Here is a 15,677-nt window from a genome sequence, read left to right as displayed (position 1 = left end):
GCAGAACCGTGCAGCACGACGAGCTGATCACCCGCGCCCGGACCTGGCTGGCCGAGGACCCCGACCCGGAAACCCGGGACGAGTTGGCCGACCTGCTGGCCCGACTGGACGGCCCGGACGCCCCGGCGGCCGTCGCCGAGCTGGCCGACCGCTTCCGCGGCACCCTCCAGTTCGGCACCGCCGGGCTCCGCGGTGAGCTGGGCGCGGGCCCCCTGCGGATGAACCGTGCCGTGGTCATCCGCGCCGCGGCGGGCCTCGCCGCGTACCTGCGGGACGAGGGGCACGCGGGCGGCCTGGTGGTGATCGGCTACGACGCGCGCCACAAGTCGGCGGACTTCGCCCGGGACACGGCCGCCGTCATGACGGGTGCCGGACTGCGCGCGGCCGTGCTGCCGCACCCGCTGCCCACCCCGATCCTCGCGTACGCCATCCGTCACCTCGGGGCGGTCGCGGGCGTCGAGGTGACCGCCAGCCACAACCCGCCCCGGGACAACGGCTACAAGGTCTACCTGGGCGACGGTTCACAGATCGTGCCGCCGGCCGACGCGGAGATCGCCGACCGCATCGCGGCGGTGGCCGCCCTCGCGGACGTGCCGCGGCCGGACGACGGGTGGACGACCCTGGGCGACGAGGTCGTGGCGGCCTACCTGGCCCGGACCGACGCGGTCCTCGCCCCGGGCTCCGCACGCTCCGCGCGCACCGTCTACACCGCCCTGCACGGCGTGGGCAAGGACGTCCTGCTGGCCGCGTTCGCCCGGGCGGGCTTCCCCGCCCCGGTGCTGGTCGTCGAGCAGGCCGAGCCGGACCCCGACTTCCCGACCGTCGCGTTCCCCAATCCGGAGGAACCGGGTGCGATGGACCTCGCCTTCGCGACGGCCCGCGCCGCCCGCCCTGACCTGGTCATCGCCAACGACCCCGACGCGGACCGCTGCGCGGTGGCCGTCCCGGACGGCCCCGACGGCGACTGGCGGATGCTGCGCGGCGACGAGGTCGGGGCGCTGCTCGCCGCGCACCTGGTCCGTCGGGGCGCGACCGGGGTGTTCGCCGAGTCGATCGTCTCCTCGTCGCTGCTGGGCCGCATCGCGGCGGCGGCCGGCGTCGGGTACGAGGAGACCCTGACCGGGTTCAAGTGGATCGCCCGGGTGGAGGGTCTGCGGTACGGCTACGAGGAGGCGCTCGGGTACTGCGTCGACCCGGAGGGCGTCCGGGACAAGGACGGCATCACGGCGGCGCTGCTCATCACGGAGCTGGCCTCGGAGCTGAAGGAACAGGGGCGCACGCTACTGGACCTGTTGGCCGACCTCGCGGTGGAACACGGTCTGCACGCCACCGACCAGCTCTCCGTCCGGGTGGCGGACGTGTCGGTGATCGCCGACGCCATGCGGGCCCTGCGCGCGCACCCGCCCACCGCGCTGGCGGGCCGGCCGGTGCTCCGGGCCGAGGACCTGACCGAGGGGACCGGGGCGCTGCCGCCGACCGACGGTCTGCGCTACGCCCTCGACGGCGCCCGGGTGATCGTGCGGCCCAGCGGCACCGAACCCAAGCTGAAGTGCTACCTGGAGGCCGTCGTTCCGGTCGCCTCCCACGAGGACCTGCCCCGGGCCCGTACCGAGGCTGCGGCCGTGTTGGCGGAGCTGAAGCGGGACCTGGCGAAGGCCGCGGGCATCTGACGGCGGACCCGGTTCCGGCGACCGGGGGGTCGGTGCACCGGAACCGGGCCGATCAGGGTCCGGCCGTCCCGGTCCGCAGCCCGCGCACGGACAGCGGGGCGCTCCAGTGCCGGTGCCCGGCGGCGGACAGCGCCCGCAGGGCGGTGCGGGACCGTTCCAGGGCGGTGGCGTCGACCCCGGCGTCCCGGGCCGCCGCGATCATGTTGCCCACCCCGGCCACCTGGACGTCGATGCCCTGGGTGAGCGCGGGCGGGGTGCCGTGCGCGGCCTCCGCGTCGATCTCCTGGGCGAAGGTGGGCAGCAGGGCGGTCATGCCGGTCAGCCAGGGCACCAGGAGGTCGGTGAAGGCGGCGGCACTGCCCCCGGGGCGGGAGGTCGCCATGGCGACGGACAGGTGGAAGCCCTCGAACATCAGCTGCATGCCGCTGAGCAGCGCCAGGTCGTAGAGCGGGGCGAGTCCGATGTCGGCGCCGAGGTGGTGGGCGGCGCCGAGGACCTCCAGATCCACCCGCCAGTCGGCGAACGCCTCCGCGGGGCCGCTGTAGAGCACGAACGCCCCGGGAGTGGCGACGGTCTGCGGTACCGCCATGATCCCGCCGTCCAGGTAGGCGGCCCCCGTCGCCGCGATCCATTCGGCGAACTCGGCGGCCTCGGCGGGCGAGCCGTTGGTGAGGTTGACGAGCGTCCGGCCGCGCAGTTCGTCGGCCACGGGTTCCAGCACGTCCCGCACGCTCGCGTAGTCGAGCAGACAGACCACCACCAGCCCGCTGGCCCGCAGCGCCGCCCGGACGTCCGCGGCCCGCAGGGCGCCCCGTTCGACGAGTCCGTCCGCCCGGGCAGCCGTCCGGTTCCACACCACGGTCCGCCGCCCGGCGCCGAGGAACGCCTCGGCCAGCGCCGCTCCCATGTCCCCGAGTCCCCACACGCTGACGTCTCCCCGCACGGACGCCGTCCCCGCCCTCATCCGGTGGCCCTCTCCCTCGTCGGTCGCCGTTCCCTCCACCTTGGCGGTGGCCGGCAGGGGGATCAAGAACGCACTTTGAAGTGAGGAACTCACCTGAAGGTTCGTGTGGACGGGCGTTTCAGGAACTCACGGACCGGCTCAGGCGTCATCGGGAACATGCGGGAGCACGGGCAGAACGAGCAGAAAGAACACTTCCCCTTCGGGTTCCGGCCCGCGGGGGAAGGGGCTGCGGAAGCAGTGGGCACAGACGAGGCGGATGAGGACGGCGGCGGGGGCGGCGGGCAGCGCCCCTACAGCCGGTCGCGTTCCGTCGCGGGATGCGTGATCGCCGTCGTGGCGGGGGCGGTCGGGTTCGCGGTCTGGCTGCACGGCGCGGCTCCGGGGGTGAGCGGGGCCTTCGAGGGCGAGCGGGACCTGAGTCTGGTGTACGGGGAACTGCCGCTGATGCTGTTCGGCGTGCCGGCGCTGACGCTGGCCGCCTGGTCGCTCGTGGGCACCGCGCTCCGGCACCGGGCCGCACGCCTGCCCGGTGCGGCGGCCCTCGCCGCCTCGCTCACGGCGGCCCTGCTCGCCCTCTCCCTGGTGTCCTGGGTCTGTCTGCTGTGGCTGGAGTCCCGGGTGGAGCCGTTCGTGGGCCGCGGCTGGTGAACCGCGCTCAGGCCCGGGCCCGCCCGGCCCCCGGGCCGGGGGGTGGCCGGGTGGGGCAGAATCGTTCGTATGACGAGTTCCGATCGCCCCACGCCCGCGCCGTCCTCACCGGGGACGCCGGCGGAGCCCCCGGTCAAGGACCGGGTCTTCCGGTCCTCCGCCGGTATCGCGGGCGGCGTCCTGTTGCTGGCGCTGGCCGCCTGGCTGGGCGTGGACGCGGTGGCCCACGGGGAGGGCAGCGCCCCCTGGATGGCGCTGGCGGCGCTGTTGTTCCTCGTCCCGCTGGTGGTGGCGTACACGATCCGGCCGGCGGTCTTCGTGAATGACGACCGGCTCCGGGTCCGCAACCCGTTCCGGACGATCACCCTGCCGTGGAGCTGCGTGGGCAACGTCCGGGCCGGCTACTCCAACGAGGTCTTCGACGACGCGGGCGTGAAGTACCAGCTGTGGGCGGTTCCGGTGTCCCTACGGGCCCGGAAGAAGGCGGCCCGGCAGCAGAGCAGGGCGGCGATGGACGACCCGTCGGGGCGCACCTCGTTGACCGCGTCACCCGTCCGGTCCCCGTCCGACCAGATCGTCGAGGACCTCCGGGAGCTGGCGGAGCGGCGCGGTGGCGCCGAGTCGGCGCAGGGGCGGCCCGTGGTGCGCTGGGCGTACGAGGTGCTGGCCCCGTCGGCGGCGGGCGCGGTGCTGCTGGCCGTACTGCTGGCGGTCACCTGAGCCACGGGGCACGAGCGAGGCCGCACCGCGCCGATCATCACCTTAAGTGATGAATCCGGTGCGGAATGCGAGCTCACGCGCATGAGCGCCCCGGCATCGGGCAGAACCTCCCGGAAGCACCCGTTCCGGAGAGGAGTGACGTGCGCACCAACGTTCTCACCCGGCTCCGCGCGCGCTGGCGACCGAGCGCGGACCCCTCCGAGCAGCCACGGGCGGACCGCGACCGCCGCCGGCCCCCCACGTCCGGCACCCCCGTGTTCACCGCCGACTTCACCTCCACCACCCAGTGGGTGGCGGGCCGCTCCTGGGCGTATCCCGACGGCGGCCCCACCAACCCGGGCGACGACAAGCTCGACTACCTGGTGGCCGACCCCTCGTACAGCCGCACCGGCACCTTCCGGGCGACCCGCCGGCTGGAGGGCCTGTGGAACGCGGGACTGCTGACCACCGAGGGCAGCGAGGAGGGCTTCACGGTCCGGGCCGGGGACGTGCTGGAGACCCGGGTGCGCCTCCCGGTCGAGACGGGCGCCTGGCCCGCGATCTGGACCTGGCGCGACGGGGGCCAGGAGATCGACGTCTTCGAGTACCACCCCGACCACCCGGACCTGCTGGAACTCTCCAACCGGGTGCGCGGCGGCTACCGCTACCACCGCGACCCCGCGATCGGCCCCGGCCGGTGGGTCGACCTGGTGGTGGAGTTCGGGACCTGGTCGGTGGTGTGGTGGGTGAACGGGGAGCGCGCGTACACCGACCGGCGCGGGGTGGGGTGGCGGTGGTACGCCCACCTCATCGTGAACCTGTCCGTCTGTGCGGGCCGCTACCACCCGGCGCCGGACCCCGGAACCTCGACGATGTCGTACGAGGTGGCCCACCTGCGGGTGTACCGCCCCTGAGCCGACGGCCCGGATCGGGCACGCCCCCGCCCCGATCCGGGCTCGTCCTGCACCGCCCCGACTACGTCCCCACGACCTTTACCTCCCGACCTGTACAGCTACTACGCGCGTAGATATGCTCAGCTCGTGACCATGCCCACGATTCCGCCGCCAGCGCCGACGGCCACCGGTCCCCTCAGCCCGGCCGGTCCTGCCGCCCGCACCCCGGACGACCACCCCCTCGCGCACGTCACCGCATCGGACACGGCCCTGCGCGGCTTCCTCCACGGCCTGCCCGGCGTGGACGCGGTGGGCCTCGAAGCCCGCGCCGCCGCCCTCGGCACCCGTTCGATCAAGACGACGGCGAAGGCGTACGCCATCGACCTGGCGATCTCGATGATCGACCTGACGACCCTGGAGGGCGCCGACACCCCCGGCAAGGTCCGGGCACTCGGCGCGAAGGCGGCGCACCCGGACCCGACGGACCCCGCGACCCCCCGGGTCGCCGCGGTCTGCGTGTACCCGGACATGGTGGAGACCGCGAAGGCCGCCGTCACGGGCACCGGGGTCAGGGTCGCCTCGGTGGCCACCGCCTTCCCGGCGGGCCGGGCCGCGCTCGACGTGAAGCTCGCCGACGTGCGCGACGCCGTCGCCGCGGGCGCCGACGAGATCGACATGGTCATCGACCGGGGCGCGTTCCTCGCCGGGCGCTACCTGAAGGTGTACGAGGAGATCCGCGCCGTGAAGGAGGCCAGCGGAGCAGCCCGGCTCAAGGTCATCTTCGAGACGGGCGAGCTGTCGACGTACGACAACATCCGCCGCGCCTCCTGGCTCGGGATGCTCGCCGGCGCCGACTTCATCAAGACCTCGACCGGCAAGGTCGCCGTGAACGCCACCCCCCCGAACACCCTGCTGATGCTGGAGGCGGTCCGCGACTTCCGGGACCGCACCGGCGTCCAGGTCGGGGTGAAGCCCGCCGGGGGCATCCGCACCACGAAGGACGCGGTCAAGTTCCTGGTCCTGGTGAACGAGACGGTGGGCGGGGACTGGCTGGACAACGACTGGTTCCGGTTCGGCGCCTCGTCCCTGCTGAACGACCTGCTGATGCAGCGCCAGAAGCTGGCGACCGGCCGCTACTCCGGCCCCGACTACGTGACGGTGGACTGATCACGATGACAAGCATGTTCGCGTACGCGCCCGCGCCCGAGTCGCGCGCGGTCGTCGACCTCGCGCCCTCGTACGGCCTGTTCATCGACGGCGAGTTCGTCGACGCGGCGGACGGCCGGGTGTTCAAGAGCGTGTCGCCGTCCACGGAGGAAGTGCTCTCCGAGGTCGCGCGCGCCGGCGAGGCCGATGTGGAACGCGCCGTGAAGGCGGCCCGCAAGGCGTTCGGGAGCTGGTCGGCCCTGCCGGGCGCCGAACGGGCGAAGTACCTGTTCCGGATCGCCCGGATCGTCCAGGAGCGCAGCCGTGAGCTGGCGGTGCTGGAGACCCTCGACAACGGCAAGCCGATCCGCGAGACCCGCGACGCCGACCTGCCGCTGGTCGCCGCGCACTTCTTCTACTACGCCGGCTGGGCCGACAAGCTGGGCCACGCGGGCTACGGACCCGACCCGAAGCCGCTGGGCGTCGCCGGCCAGGTCATCCCGTGGAACTTCCCGCTGCTGATGCTGGCGTGGAAGATCGCCCCGGCGCTCGCCACCGGCAACACGGTCGTCCTGAAGCCCGCCGAGACCACCCCGCTGTCGGCGCTGTTCTTCGCGGACATCTGCCGCCAGGCGGGCCTGCCCAAGGGCGTCGTCAACATCCTCCCCGGCTACGGGGACGCGGGCGCCGCGCTGGTCGCGCACCCGGACGTGAACAAGGTCGCGTTCACCGGCTCCACGGGCGTCGGCAAGGAGATCGCCCGCACGGTCGCCGGCACCGACAAGAAGCTCACCCTGGAGCTGGGCGGCAAGGGCGCCAACATCGTCTTCGACGACGCCCCGATCGACCAGGCCGTCGAGGGCATCGTGAGCGGCATCTTCTTCAACCAGGGCCAGGTCTGCTGCGCGGGCTCCCGGCTGCTGGTGCAGGAGTCGGTGCACGACGAGGTGGTCGACGCGCTGAAGCGCCGGCTGACCACGCTGCGCCTGGGCGACCCGCTGGACAAGAACACCGACATCGGCGCGATCAACTCCGCCGAGCAGCTCGCCCGGATCAGCGCCCTGACCGAGCGCGGGGAGGCGGAGGGCGCCGAGCGCTGGACCGCGCCCTGCGAGCTGCCGTCCGCCGGCTACTGGTTCGCGCCGACCGTCTTCACGGGCGTGACCCAGGCCCACACCGTCGCCCGGGACGAGATCTTCGGCCCGGTCCTGTCGGTGCTGACCTTCCGCACCCCGGACGAGGCCGTCGCCAAGGCCAACAACACCCCGTACGGGCTCTCGGCCGGCATCTGGTCCGAGAAGGGCTCGCGCATCCTCGCCGTGGCGAACCGGCTGCGGGCCGGGGTCGTCTGGTCCAACACGTTCAACAAGTTCGACCCGACGTCGCCGTTCGGCGGTTACAAGGAGTCGGGCCACGGCCGCGAGGGCGGCCGTCACGGTCTGGAGGCGTACCTCGATGTCTGACAACGGCCGGCTGGGCGTCTTCAAAACCTACAAGCTGTTCGTGGGCGGCAAGTTCCCCCGCAGCGAGAGCGGACGGGTGTACGAGGTGACCGACTCGAAGGGCGCCTGGCTCGCGAACGCGCCGCGCTCGTCCCGCAAGGACGCCCGGGACGCGGTGGTCGCCGCCCGCAAGGCGTTCGGGCCGTGGTCGGGGGCGACCGCGTACAACCGGGGCCAGATCCTCTACCGGGTCGCCGAGATGCTGGAGGGCCGTCGGGAGCAGTTCGTCCGGGAGGTCGCCGAGGCGGAGGGCCTGTCCAAGTCGAAGGCCGGCGCCCGGGTGGACGCCGCGGTGGACCGCTGGGTCTGGTACGCGGGCTGGACCGACAAGATCGCCCAGGTGGCGGGGGGCGGCAACCCGGTCGCGGGCCCGTTCTTCAACCTGTCCTCGCCCGAGCCGACGGGCGTGGTGGCCGTGCTGGCGCCGCAGGACTCGTCGTTCCTGGGGCTGGTGTCGGTGCTCGCCCCGGTCATCGCGACCGGCAACACCGCCGTGCTGGTCGCCAGCGAGCGGGCCCCGCTGCCCGCGCTGTCCCTGGGTGAGGTGCTGGCCACGTCCGACGTGCCCGGCGGCACGGTCAACGTGCTGTCCGGCGGGACGCGGGAGATCGCGGCCCCGCTCGCCGCCCACGCCGACGTCAACGCGATCGACCTGACGGGTGCGGAGGGTGCGCTCGCGACGGAGTTGGAGGTCGCGGCGGCCGACAACCTCAAGCGGGTGTTGCGGCCCCGCGCCGAGGAGTGGTCCGGCGATCCGGGTACCCGCCGGCTCACCGCGTTCCTGGAGACCAAGACCGTGTGGCACCCGACCGGTTCCCTCGGCGCGTCGGGCTCCTCCTACTGACCGGCCCCACCGCGTAGGCCCCCTGCGGGTGCGCTGTGCTCACCCGCGCAGTTCCCCGCGCCCCTTGTCGGGGCGCCCTGGTGCGGGTGCGCTGCACTGCGCGGTGCGCTCTGCTCGGCCGTGGTCGCCCGCGGGTGCGGTGTGGTTGCTCGCGCCGTTCCCCGCGCCCCTGTCGGGGCGCTCTGGTGCGGGTGCGCTGCGGCTGCCACCGGCCGTAACCCGTTACGGGCCCCGATAGGGGCGCGGGGAACTGCGCAAAACCACCGCGCACCCGCACAGCACGGCGAACCCGAGCCGGGACGGGCCCCGATAGGGGCGCGGGGAACTGCGCAGAACCGACCGCGCACCCGAGAGGGACAGCGCACCGCCAGGTGAACGCACCCGCAGGGGCCGCGGTCAGCGCGTGAGCAGGCCGGTGACCTGCCCGACGACCGGCAGGTCGCTCAGCGAGTCGCCCCGGGCCAGCGGGGCCGTGAGCGCCGTCGTGGACAGCGGCTTGAAGTCCGCGACCTGAGTGCCGACCCCGTTGGCCAACGGATCGACCCCGGTCTTCGCGAGCGGGTTGACCTGGAGCGCGGTGAGCGGGCCCGTGACGTAGCCCACGGTGTCGGTGAGGGCCCCCGCGGCGGCCCGGGCATCGAGCTCACCGACCGGGGTGGGCACGGCGCCGGGGGCCGCCGCGGCGGTCGTCGCCCCCGCGCCGCCCGCCACGGCGACCGCGCCGAGCACGAGGCCCGCGCGCAGCAGCACCCGCTGGGTGGTGGGGGTCTGACGGGACGGACGGACCTGGTGACGTGCCATGAGTGCCGCCTGGGGGTGCGAGATGCGTAATCGAGGACTCACGAAGCGTAGTTGAGTGGGCGGGCGGGCCGCAAAGTCGACCCGCGGGGGTCGGCCGGCGCCACCGGATGCCGCACACTGGACTCTCGTGAGTTCTCTTCCCGACATACCCCCGTCACCGGCCCGTGTGGTGCTGCTCACCGGGCCCTCCGGCTCCGGAAAGTCGTCGTTCGCCGAACGCTGCGGGCTGCCCGTGCTGTGCCTCGACGACTTCTACAAGGAGATCGACGACCCCACCCTGCCGCTCGTCCCGGACACCTCCGACGTGGACTGGGACTCGCCCCGCTCCTGGGACGCCGACACGGCGCTGGCCGCGCTGACCGAACTGTGCACGACGGGCCGGACCGGGGTGCCGGTGTACGACATCTCCACGAGTTCCCGTACCGGGGTCAAGGAGGTCGCGCTGGCCGGGGCGCCGCTGGTCATCGCCGAGGGGATCTTCGCGGCGGAGATCGTCGGGCGCTGTCGGGAACGGGGGCTCCTCGCGGACGCCATCTGTCTGCGCGGTCGCCCCGCGACCACGTTCCGACGACGGCTGGTGCGGGACCTGCGGGAGTCCCGCAAACCCGTCGGGTTCCTGTTGCGGCGGGGGTGGCGGCTGATGCGGTCCGAACGCGGGATCGTGGGGCGCCAGGTGCGCCTGGGAGCGCACGCCTGCGGGCCCTCGGAGGCCGCGGCCCGGGTGGCCGGGGCGCTCGGCGCGGACACCGGCGTACGGACCGGGTGAGCCGGGGCCGGACACACGGAAGAGCAGGACCGAAAAGACCCCCCGGCCTTCGGTCCTGCTCTCACGGCCCCGCGGTGCCACCCCCCGGTGGTTGCCGCTCTCCCGTTGGGGCCGTTCCCCCGTGTCCCACCCCCCGGTGGGTCTCTCCCCCGTGTACCCCGTGCCCCCCAGCACGGGCGGCCCGTCCCCCGACGGGCCCGTACCACCGGCATCCCCCGCCGTGCGGCACTCCCTCGTCCCCCGTCGCTCCCGGACGTCCGGCGCCGGCGCCACCCCCACAGTGGCCCGGTGCCGCGTCCCGGCAGCCCCGGTCGCGGTTAGGCGACCAGCTCCCCGAAGGACTCCTCCTCGTCACGGCCGAAGCTGAGGACGTCGTCCTCGCGCAACCGGCGCAGCGAGCGCCAGATGCTGGACTTCACCGTGCCGACGCTGATGCCGAGTATCTCCGCGATCTCCGGGTCGGTGCGGCCCTCGTAGTAGCGCAGGACCAGCATCGTCCGCTGGAGTTCGGGCAGCCGGGCGAGCGCCTGCCACAGGACCGCGCGCAGTTCCGTGCCGCGCATCGCGTCCGTGTCGCCGGCCGTCTCCGGCAGCTCCTCGGTCGGGTACTCGTTGAGCTTGCGCCGCCGCCACGCGCTGATGTGCAGGTTCGTCATGGTGCGGCGCAGGTAGCCGCCGACGGCGGCCTTGTCGCTGATCCTGTCCCAGGCCCGGTACGTGGAGAAGAGGGCACTCTGGAGGAGGTCCTCCGCCTCGAAGCGGTCCCCGGTCAGGTGGTAGGCGGTGGCGTACAGCGAGGCCCGGCGTTCCTGGACGTAGGCGGTGAACGCCGCTTCGGCGCTCGGCTGGGACCTGACCTGCCGCTCCCCCGCGGCCGGTGCGGAGGCGCTGCCCCCGTGCGGCGCGTCGACCACCGTCATGTACGCGGTGTGCTGATGACGCCCGGTGCCGCGAGCGCACCCCCGCCCGCTCACGGCACCGGACTTGTCGCTGGAACCGTTCCCCCGTCCGCCGTCGTGAAGACGCGTGACGACCGCGCTCGCGGTGATGCCGTGCAGCTTGTTCATCTCGCGCCCCCCGTCGGTGCCGATCCGTGTTCCTTGCGATGACGAGAATCCTGCCGGGGGCACTTCATGACGTTGTCCGCCGACTGTCACAGCACTGTCACAGGGGTCCGGGCGGCACGGCGGGGACCGGCTGGGGCCCACCCGTCGAAAGCCCGTGGCGCCATGGGACAGAATGGCGTCCGTGCCTTCCCTGTTGCTGATCGAGGACGACGACGCCATCCGTACGGCCCTGGAGCTGTCGCTGACGCGCCAGGGGCACCGTGTGGCCACCGCTGCCACCGGCGAGGACGGCCTCCAACTGCTGCGTGAACAGCGGCCCGACCTGATCGTGCTGGACGTGATGCTGCCGGGCATCGACGGTTTCGAGGTGTGCCGTCGCATCCGCCGCACCGACCAACTGCCGATCATCCTGCTGACCGCGCGCAACGACGACATCGACGTGGTCGTCGGACTGGAGTCCGGCGCCGACGACTACGTGGTCAAACCCGTGCAGGGGCGGGTGCTGGACGCCCGCATCCGGGCCGTGCTGCGGCGCGGCGAACGGGAGTCCACGGACTCGGCGACCTTCGGCAGCCTGGTCATCGACCGGGCGGCGATGACCGTCACCAAGAACGGCGAGGACCTCCAGCTGACCCCGACCGAGCTGCGGCTGCTGCTGGAGCTGAGCCGCCGGCCGGGCCAGGCGCTGTCGCGGCAGCAGTTGCTGCGGCTGGTCTGGGAGCACGACTACCTCGGGGACTCGCGGCTCGTCGACGCGTGCGTGCAGCGGCTGCGGGCGAAGGTGGAGGACGTCCCGTCCTCCCCGACGCTGATCCGCACGGTGCGCGGCGTGGGTTACCGGCTGGACACGCCTCAGTGACCGAGGAGCCCGGCGAGCGGGAGCGCACGGTCGATCGGGAGGCCCGCGGCTGGGCCAGGGCCCGGCGCGCGGTGTCGGCGACGCTGCGGTTCACCAGTCTGCGGCTGCGGCTGGTCCTGGTGTTCGGTCTGGTGGCGCTGACGGCGGCGGTGGCGGCGTCCGGGATCGCGTACTGGCTGAACCGCGAGGCGGTGCTCACCCGTGCCCAGGACGCGGCGCTCAACGACTTCCAGCAGGAGATGCGCAGCCGGGCGGGCATCCTGCCGGGCCGTCCCACCCAGAACCAACTCCAGAACACCGCCGGGCAGATGGCGACGAGCAGCCAGCGCTTCAGCGTGCTGCTGATGGCCGAGGACGCGAACGGCACCACCGTCGTCGGCAACTCCGACCTGGAGGCGTTCACCCTGGCCGACGTCCCGCCCTCGCTGCGGGCGGCCGTGAACAAGCAGCAGCCGCTGACCTCCACCAACCGGTCCCCGTACCACCTGTACTGGCAGCGGATCACGGCCGACGACGACACCCCCTACCTGGTCGCCGGGACCCGGCTGATCGGCGGCGGGCCCACGGGCTACATGCTCAAGTCCCTGGAGCCGGAGGCCAAGGACCTCAACTCGCTGGCCTGGTCGCTGGGGATCGCGACGGGGCTGGCGCTGATCGGGGCGGCGCTGCTCGCCCAGGCCGCGGCGACGACGGTCCTCAAACCCGTGCACCGGCTGGGCGCCGCGGCGAAACGACTCGGCGAGGGCAAGCTCGACACCCGGCTGCGGGTGTCCGGCACGGACGAACTGGCCGAACTGTCGCGGACGTTCAACCAGGCGGCGCAGGCCCTGGAGAAGCGGGTCGCCGAGATGAGCGCCCGTGACGAATCGTCCCGCCGGTTCGTGGCGGACATGTCGCACGAACTGCGGACCCCGCTGACCGCGATCACGGCCGTCACCGAGGTGCTGGAAGAGGAACTGGACGCGGAGACCGGCAGTGTGGACCCGATGATCGAGCCCGCGGTGCGCCTGGTGGTGAGCGAGACGCGCCGGCTGAACGACCTGGTCGAGAACCTGATGGAGGTCACCCGCTTCGACGCGGGCACCGCCCGGCTCGTCCTGGACGACGTCGACATCGCGGACCAGATCACCGCCTGCATCGACGCCCGCGCCTGGCTGGACGCGGTGGACCTGGACGCCGAGCGCGGGATCATGGCCCGGGTCGACCCGCGGCGCCTCGACGTGATCCTCGCGAACCTCATCGGCAACGCCCTCAAGCACGGGGGTTCCCCGGTCCGGGTCGCGGTGCGCACGGAGGGCGAGGACGGGGCGGGCGGCTCGGCGGGCGCGGGCAAGCCCGCGGAGGCCACGGGCCCGGCGGAGGTCCACCACGTGGTGGACGGGCACGACGCGGTGGACGTGCACGACCCGGACGAGTCGGAGGGCCCCGAGGTGCGCGAGGGGAACGTACTGATCGAGGTGCGGGACCACGGGCCCGGCATCCCGGTCGACGTCCTGCCGCACGTGTTCGACCGCTTCTACAAGGCGAGCGCGTCCCGGCCACGGTCCGAGGGCAGTGGTCTCGGACTGTCGATCGCACTGGAGAACGCCCACATCCACGGCGGGGAGATCACCGCCGCCAACTCGGACGAAGGGGGCGCGGTGTTCACCCTGCGACTGCCGCGCGACGTCTCCGAGGCGGACCCGGCCCGCACTCCCGGGGTGCCCGGGGAACGGCAGGGGGGTGTGCGGTGACGACGCGGCGACGACGGCTGACCGCGGGGATCGCGATGTCCCTGCTGGGGCTGGTGGCCTCGGCGTGCGGCATCCGGCCCACGGAGGTGCCGACGGACTTCGGGCCGGCCCCGTCCCGGGAACCGTGCAAGGTGTCGGAGCCCGCCACGAGCAAGCAGTCCACGGGCGGCGTCCCGGTACGGGTGTTCCTGGTGTGCGCGGCGGAACTGGTACCGGTGGACCGGCGGGTGGAGCTGCCGGTGGGGCAGACCTCCGAGAAGGACCGCGGGCGGGTGGCGCGGGCGCTCCTCGACCAGTTGGAGCAGCAGTTGTCCCGGGCGGAGCGGCAGGCGGGGTACTCCACGGAGGTCCCGGACGGGTTGACCGCGTCCGGGCCGCGCAGTGGTGACCCCGACGACGCGTTGCGGCTCAGTGCGCCGGCGGAGGACCTGTCGGCGTTCGCGCTGGCGCAGCTCGTGTGCACGTTGGCCAACTCGGCGGCTGCGTCGCGGGACGGGCGGGTGATTCTGGGTGGGCCCGGGGTCGAGCCGTTGCGTGCGTACGAGTGCACGCCGGAGGTTCGGGCGCGGCCGGCGGCTCATGAGCCGCCGAGTACGGTGCTGATGCCCGGTCCCTGACGGGGGGTCCGGAGGGGGGTGCGTGCGATCCGCTTGTGCCGCGGTGGCCTGCGGACCGCGGTGCTCTGCGGGTGCGCTGTGGTTGCTCGCGCCGTTCCCCGCGCCCCTATCGGGGCGCCCTGGTGCGGGTGCGCTGCACTGCGCGGTGCGCACCGCTCGACCCCGGTCACCTGCGGGCGCGCGGTGGTTGCTCGCGCAGTTCCCCGCGCCCCTGACGGGGCGCCCCCTGGTGCGGGTGCGCTGTGCCACCGGCCGTAGCCCGTACGGGCCCCGATAAGGGGCGCGGGGAACTGCGCGAAACCGACTGCGCACCCGAGCCGGGACGGGCCCCGATAGGGGCGCGGGGAACTGCGCGGGTGACCACCGCGTACCCGCCACCCGGCGAAGGGGGTGACGGGGGCCACGGTGTGGGCGTCCCGCTCGACGGAACCGACGAGCGGGCAGGTGTCGTCCTTGGTTGCGTGCAGCGCAAAGGCTTCCACATCCGCGCGGCAGGGGGGACCCTCCTGCTGGCCCACCTCCTCCTCGTGGGGTGGGTCACGCTGCGCCCCCTCGACGTCCCCTGGGTCAGCGCACCGAACTTCCGCCCCCTGGCGGGCATCGAGGCGGACCTCGCGCTGGGCCCGCGGGCGGCACTGCGACGGATCGGCGAGGCGCTGGCCCTGTTGGCTCCGCTGGGTGTGCTGCTCCCTGCCGTGGGTGGCAGGTTGAACGTTTCCCTTTGGTGGTCGCTGCTCCGGACGGTGACCGCGGCGGGACTGCTGTCCTTGGGCATCGAGATGTTCCAGACGGGGGTTCCGGGCCAGGTCGTGGACATCGACTCGCTCCTGTTGAACACGACGGGCGTCGCCCTGACGCACCTCGCCGTGGTGCCGGCCGTCCGGGCCGGGCTCCGCCGCCGGGCGCGGCGACCCCGTCGGGCGCCCGCGCCCGCCGCCGTCCCCGCCCCGTCGACCTGCCGGGGGGAGCGGTCCCAGGGGGTGACCCCGACGATTACCAGGGTCGGTATCGCCCCGCAGAGTGATGTTTTGCCCGCTTCCCGTCCGTAGCGTGGAGGACATCGGCCGCCAGGGTGGAGAGTCACCCGGCGCGCCGGCCCTGACCGTCACACCTCGTGAAGGAGCCCCCCATGACCGCCCTGGCCCGCCCCACCAACGGACGGATGATCGGCGGAGTGTGCGCGGCGCTGGCTCGGCGCTTCGGCACCTCCGCGATGACGATGCGCGTGTTCTTCGTGGTCTCGTGCCTGCTGCCGGGCCCGCAGTTCCTGCTCTACCTGGCCCTGTGGTTCTTCCTGCCGAGCGAGAAGGCCGCCGCCGCCCGTACCTCCTGGTAGCCCCGTAGCGCACGACCCGGGCCCCCGCCGCGGGGGGGGGGGGGGCGCGGGGGGGGGGGGGGGGGGGCGCCCCCCCGGGTACCCGGGTGCCGCCGGCCCCCCCGGGGGGCCCCCCCCCCCGGGCGGGCCGGG

Annotated in this window: 16 protein-coding genes; 13 read left to right on the top strand and 3 right to left on the bottom strand. The window is 73.7% G+C overall.

Annotation, left to right across the window (positions count from 1 at the left end; translation table 11 throughout):
* Positions 1-8: 8 nt before the first annotated feature.
* Positions 9-1,670 carry a phospho-sugar mutase gene (locus ACFWIA_RS07485; RefSeq protein WP_387001351.1) on the top strand — a complete coding sequence of 554 codons (1,662 nt, stop codon included), beginning with the start codon at positions 9-11 and terminating at the stop codon, positions 1,668-1,670.
* A 52-nt stretch (positions 1,671-1,722) separates the two neighbouring features.
* Here ACFWIA_RS07485 and ACFWIA_RS07480 read toward each other — a convergent pair whose 3' ends face one another.
* Positions 1,723-2,700, bottom strand: coding sequence for an NAD(P)-dependent oxidoreductase (locus ACFWIA_RS07480; RefSeq protein ID WP_387001349.1), 978 nt, complete (start codon positions 2,698-2,700; stop codon positions 1,723-1,725).
* 171 nt (positions 2,701-2,871) lie between these two features.
* On the opposite strand from ACFWIA_RS07480, the gene ACFWIA_RS07475 reads away from it, so the two are divergent.
* The 6 genes from ACFWIA_RS07475 (at position 2,872) to ACFWIA_RS07450 (ending at position 8,366) form a co-directional block, all read left to right on the top strand.
* Positions 2,872-3,282 (top strand): hypothetical protein, encoded by a 411-nt coding sequence (locus ACFWIA_RS07475; RefSeq protein WP_387001346.1) that lies wholly within the window; start codon positions 2,872-2,874, stop codon positions 3,280-3,282.
* Positions 3,283-3,351: 69 nt separating this feature from the next.
* Complete coding sequence (locus tag ACFWIA_RS07470) at positions 3,352-4,002, top strand: PH domain-containing protein (RefSeq protein WP_387001345.1); 651 nt, start codon at positions 3,352-3,354, stop codon at positions 4,000-4,002.
* Between the two features lie 254 nt (positions 4,003-4,256).
* Complete coding sequence (locus ACFWIA_RS07465) at positions 4,257-4,895, top strand: beta-glucanase (protein ID WP_387001635.1); 639 nt, start codon at positions 4,257-4,259, stop codon at positions 4,893-4,895.
* A gap of 132 nt (positions 4,896-5,027) precedes the next feature.
* Positions 5,028-6,041, top strand: coding sequence for a deoxyribose-phosphate aldolase (deoC, locus tag ACFWIA_RS07460; RefSeq protein WP_387001633.1), 1,014 nt, complete (start codon positions 5,028-5,030; stop codon positions 6,039-6,041).
* 5 nt (positions 6,042-6,046) lie between these two features.
* Positions 6,047-7,483: an aldehyde dehydrogenase family protein gene (locus ACFWIA_RS07455; protein ID WP_387001343.1), complete on the top strand. Its 1,437-nt coding sequence runs from the start codon at positions 6,047-6,049 to the stop codon at positions 7,481-7,483.
* A complete protein-coding gene (locus ACFWIA_RS07450) occupies positions 7,476-8,366 on the top strand; it encodes an aldehyde dehydrogenase family protein (protein ID WP_387001341.1) in 891 nt (296 codons plus the stop codon). Before ACFWIA_RS07455 ends, ACFWIA_RS07450 begins: the two co-directional genes overlap by 8 nt.
* Positions 8,367-8,762: 396 nt before the next feature.
* Here ACFWIA_RS07450 and ACFWIA_RS07445 read toward each other — a convergent pair whose 3' ends face one another.
* On the bottom strand, positions 8,763-9,167 hold the full coding sequence (locus ACFWIA_RS07445; protein ID WP_387001339.1) for a hypothetical protein: 405 nt from the start codon (positions 9,165-9,167) through the stop codon (positions 8,763-8,765).
* Between the two features lie 127 nt (positions 9,168-9,294).
* Here ACFWIA_RS07445 and ACFWIA_RS07440 point away from each other — a divergent pair, with 127 nt between their 5' ends.
* Complete coding sequence (locus ACFWIA_RS07440; protein WP_387001337.1) at positions 9,295-9,933, top strand: uridine kinase; 639 nt, start codon at positions 9,295-9,297, stop codon at positions 9,931-9,933.
* A 317-nt stretch (positions 9,934-10,250) separates the two neighbouring features.
* On the opposite strand, the gene ACFWIA_RS07435 is transcribed toward ACFWIA_RS07440, so the two are convergent.
* Positions 10,251-11,000 (bottom strand): SigE family RNA polymerase sigma factor, encoded by a 750-nt coding sequence (locus ACFWIA_RS07435; RefSeq protein WP_387001335.1) that lies wholly within the window; start codon positions 10,998-11,000, stop codon positions 10,251-10,253.
* A 181-nt stretch (positions 11,001-11,181) separates the two neighbouring features.
* Here ACFWIA_RS07435 and afsQ1 point away from each other — a divergent pair, with 181 nt between their 5' ends.
* The 5 genes from afsQ1 (at position 11,182) to ACFWIA_RS07410 (ending at position 15,545) form a co-directional block, all read left to right on the top strand.
* A complete protein-coding gene (afsQ1, locus tag ACFWIA_RS07430) occupies positions 11,182-11,859 on the top strand; it encodes a two-component system response regulator AfsQ1 (protein ID WP_385486319.1) in 678 nt (225 codons plus the stop codon).
* Positions 11,856-13,592, top strand: coding sequence for an ATP-binding protein (locus tag ACFWIA_RS07425; protein ID WP_387001332.1), 1,737 nt, complete (start codon positions 11,856-11,858; stop codon positions 13,590-13,592). Before afsQ1 ends, ACFWIA_RS07425 begins: the two co-directional genes overlap by 4 nt.
* Entirely contained in the window at positions 13,589-14,209 is a 621-nt protein-coding gene (locus ACFWIA_RS07420) for a hypothetical protein (RefSeq protein ID WP_387001330.1), read from the top strand. Before ACFWIA_RS07425 ends, ACFWIA_RS07420 begins: the two co-directional genes overlap by 4 nt.
* Before the next feature lie 461 nt (positions 14,210-14,670).
* On the top strand, positions 14,671-15,258 hold the full coding sequence (locus ACFWIA_RS07415) for a VanZ family protein (RefSeq protein WP_387001328.1): 588 nt from the start codon (positions 14,671-14,673) through the stop codon (positions 15,256-15,258).
* Positions 15,259-15,338: 80 nt separating this feature from the next.
* Positions 15,339-15,545 carry a PspC domain-containing protein gene (locus ACFWIA_RS07410; protein ID WP_387001327.1) on the top strand — a complete coding sequence of 69 codons (207 nt, stop codon included), beginning with the start codon at positions 15,339-15,341 and terminating at the stop codon, positions 15,543-15,545.
* Positions 15,546-15,677: the final 132 nt, after the last annotated feature.

The organism is Streptomyces sp. NPDC127068, assembly GCF_042724695.1.
GTDB lineage: Bacteria > Actinomycetota > Actinomycetes > Streptomycetales > Streptomycetaceae > Streptomyces.
The sequence above is the reverse complement of the archived record's forward strand: the minus strand, read 5'-3'. Positions and strand labels throughout refer to the sequence as shown.

Coding starts and splice junctions, on each gene's coding strand:
- ACFWIA_RS07455 (WP_387001343.1), top strand. CDS start 6,047: ATGACAAGCATGTTCGCGTACGCGCCCGCGCCCGAGTCGCGCGCGGTC.
- ACFWIA_RS07470 (WP_387001345.1), top strand. CDS start 3,352: ATGACGAGTTCCGATCGCCCCACGCCCGCGCCGTCCTCACCGGGGACG.
- ACFWIA_RS07445 (WP_387001339.1), bottom strand. CDS start 9,167: ATGGCACGTCACCAGGTCCGTCCGTCCCGTCAGACCCCCACCACCCAG.
- ACFWIA_RS07450 (WP_387001341.1), top strand. CDS start 7,476: ATGTCTGACAACGGCCGGCTGGGCGTCTTCAAAACCTACAAGCTGTTC.
- deoC (WP_387001633.1), top strand. CDS start 5,028: ATGCCCACGATTCCGCCGCCAGCGCCGACGGCCACCGGTCCCCTCAGC.
- ACFWIA_RS07410 (WP_387001327.1), top strand. CDS start 15,339: ATGACCGCCCTGGCCCGCCCCACCAACGGACGGATGATCGGCGGAGTG.
- ACFWIA_RS07435 (WP_387001335.1), bottom strand. CDS start 11,000: ATGAACAAGCTGCACGGCATCACCGCGAGCGCGGTCGTCACGCGTCTT.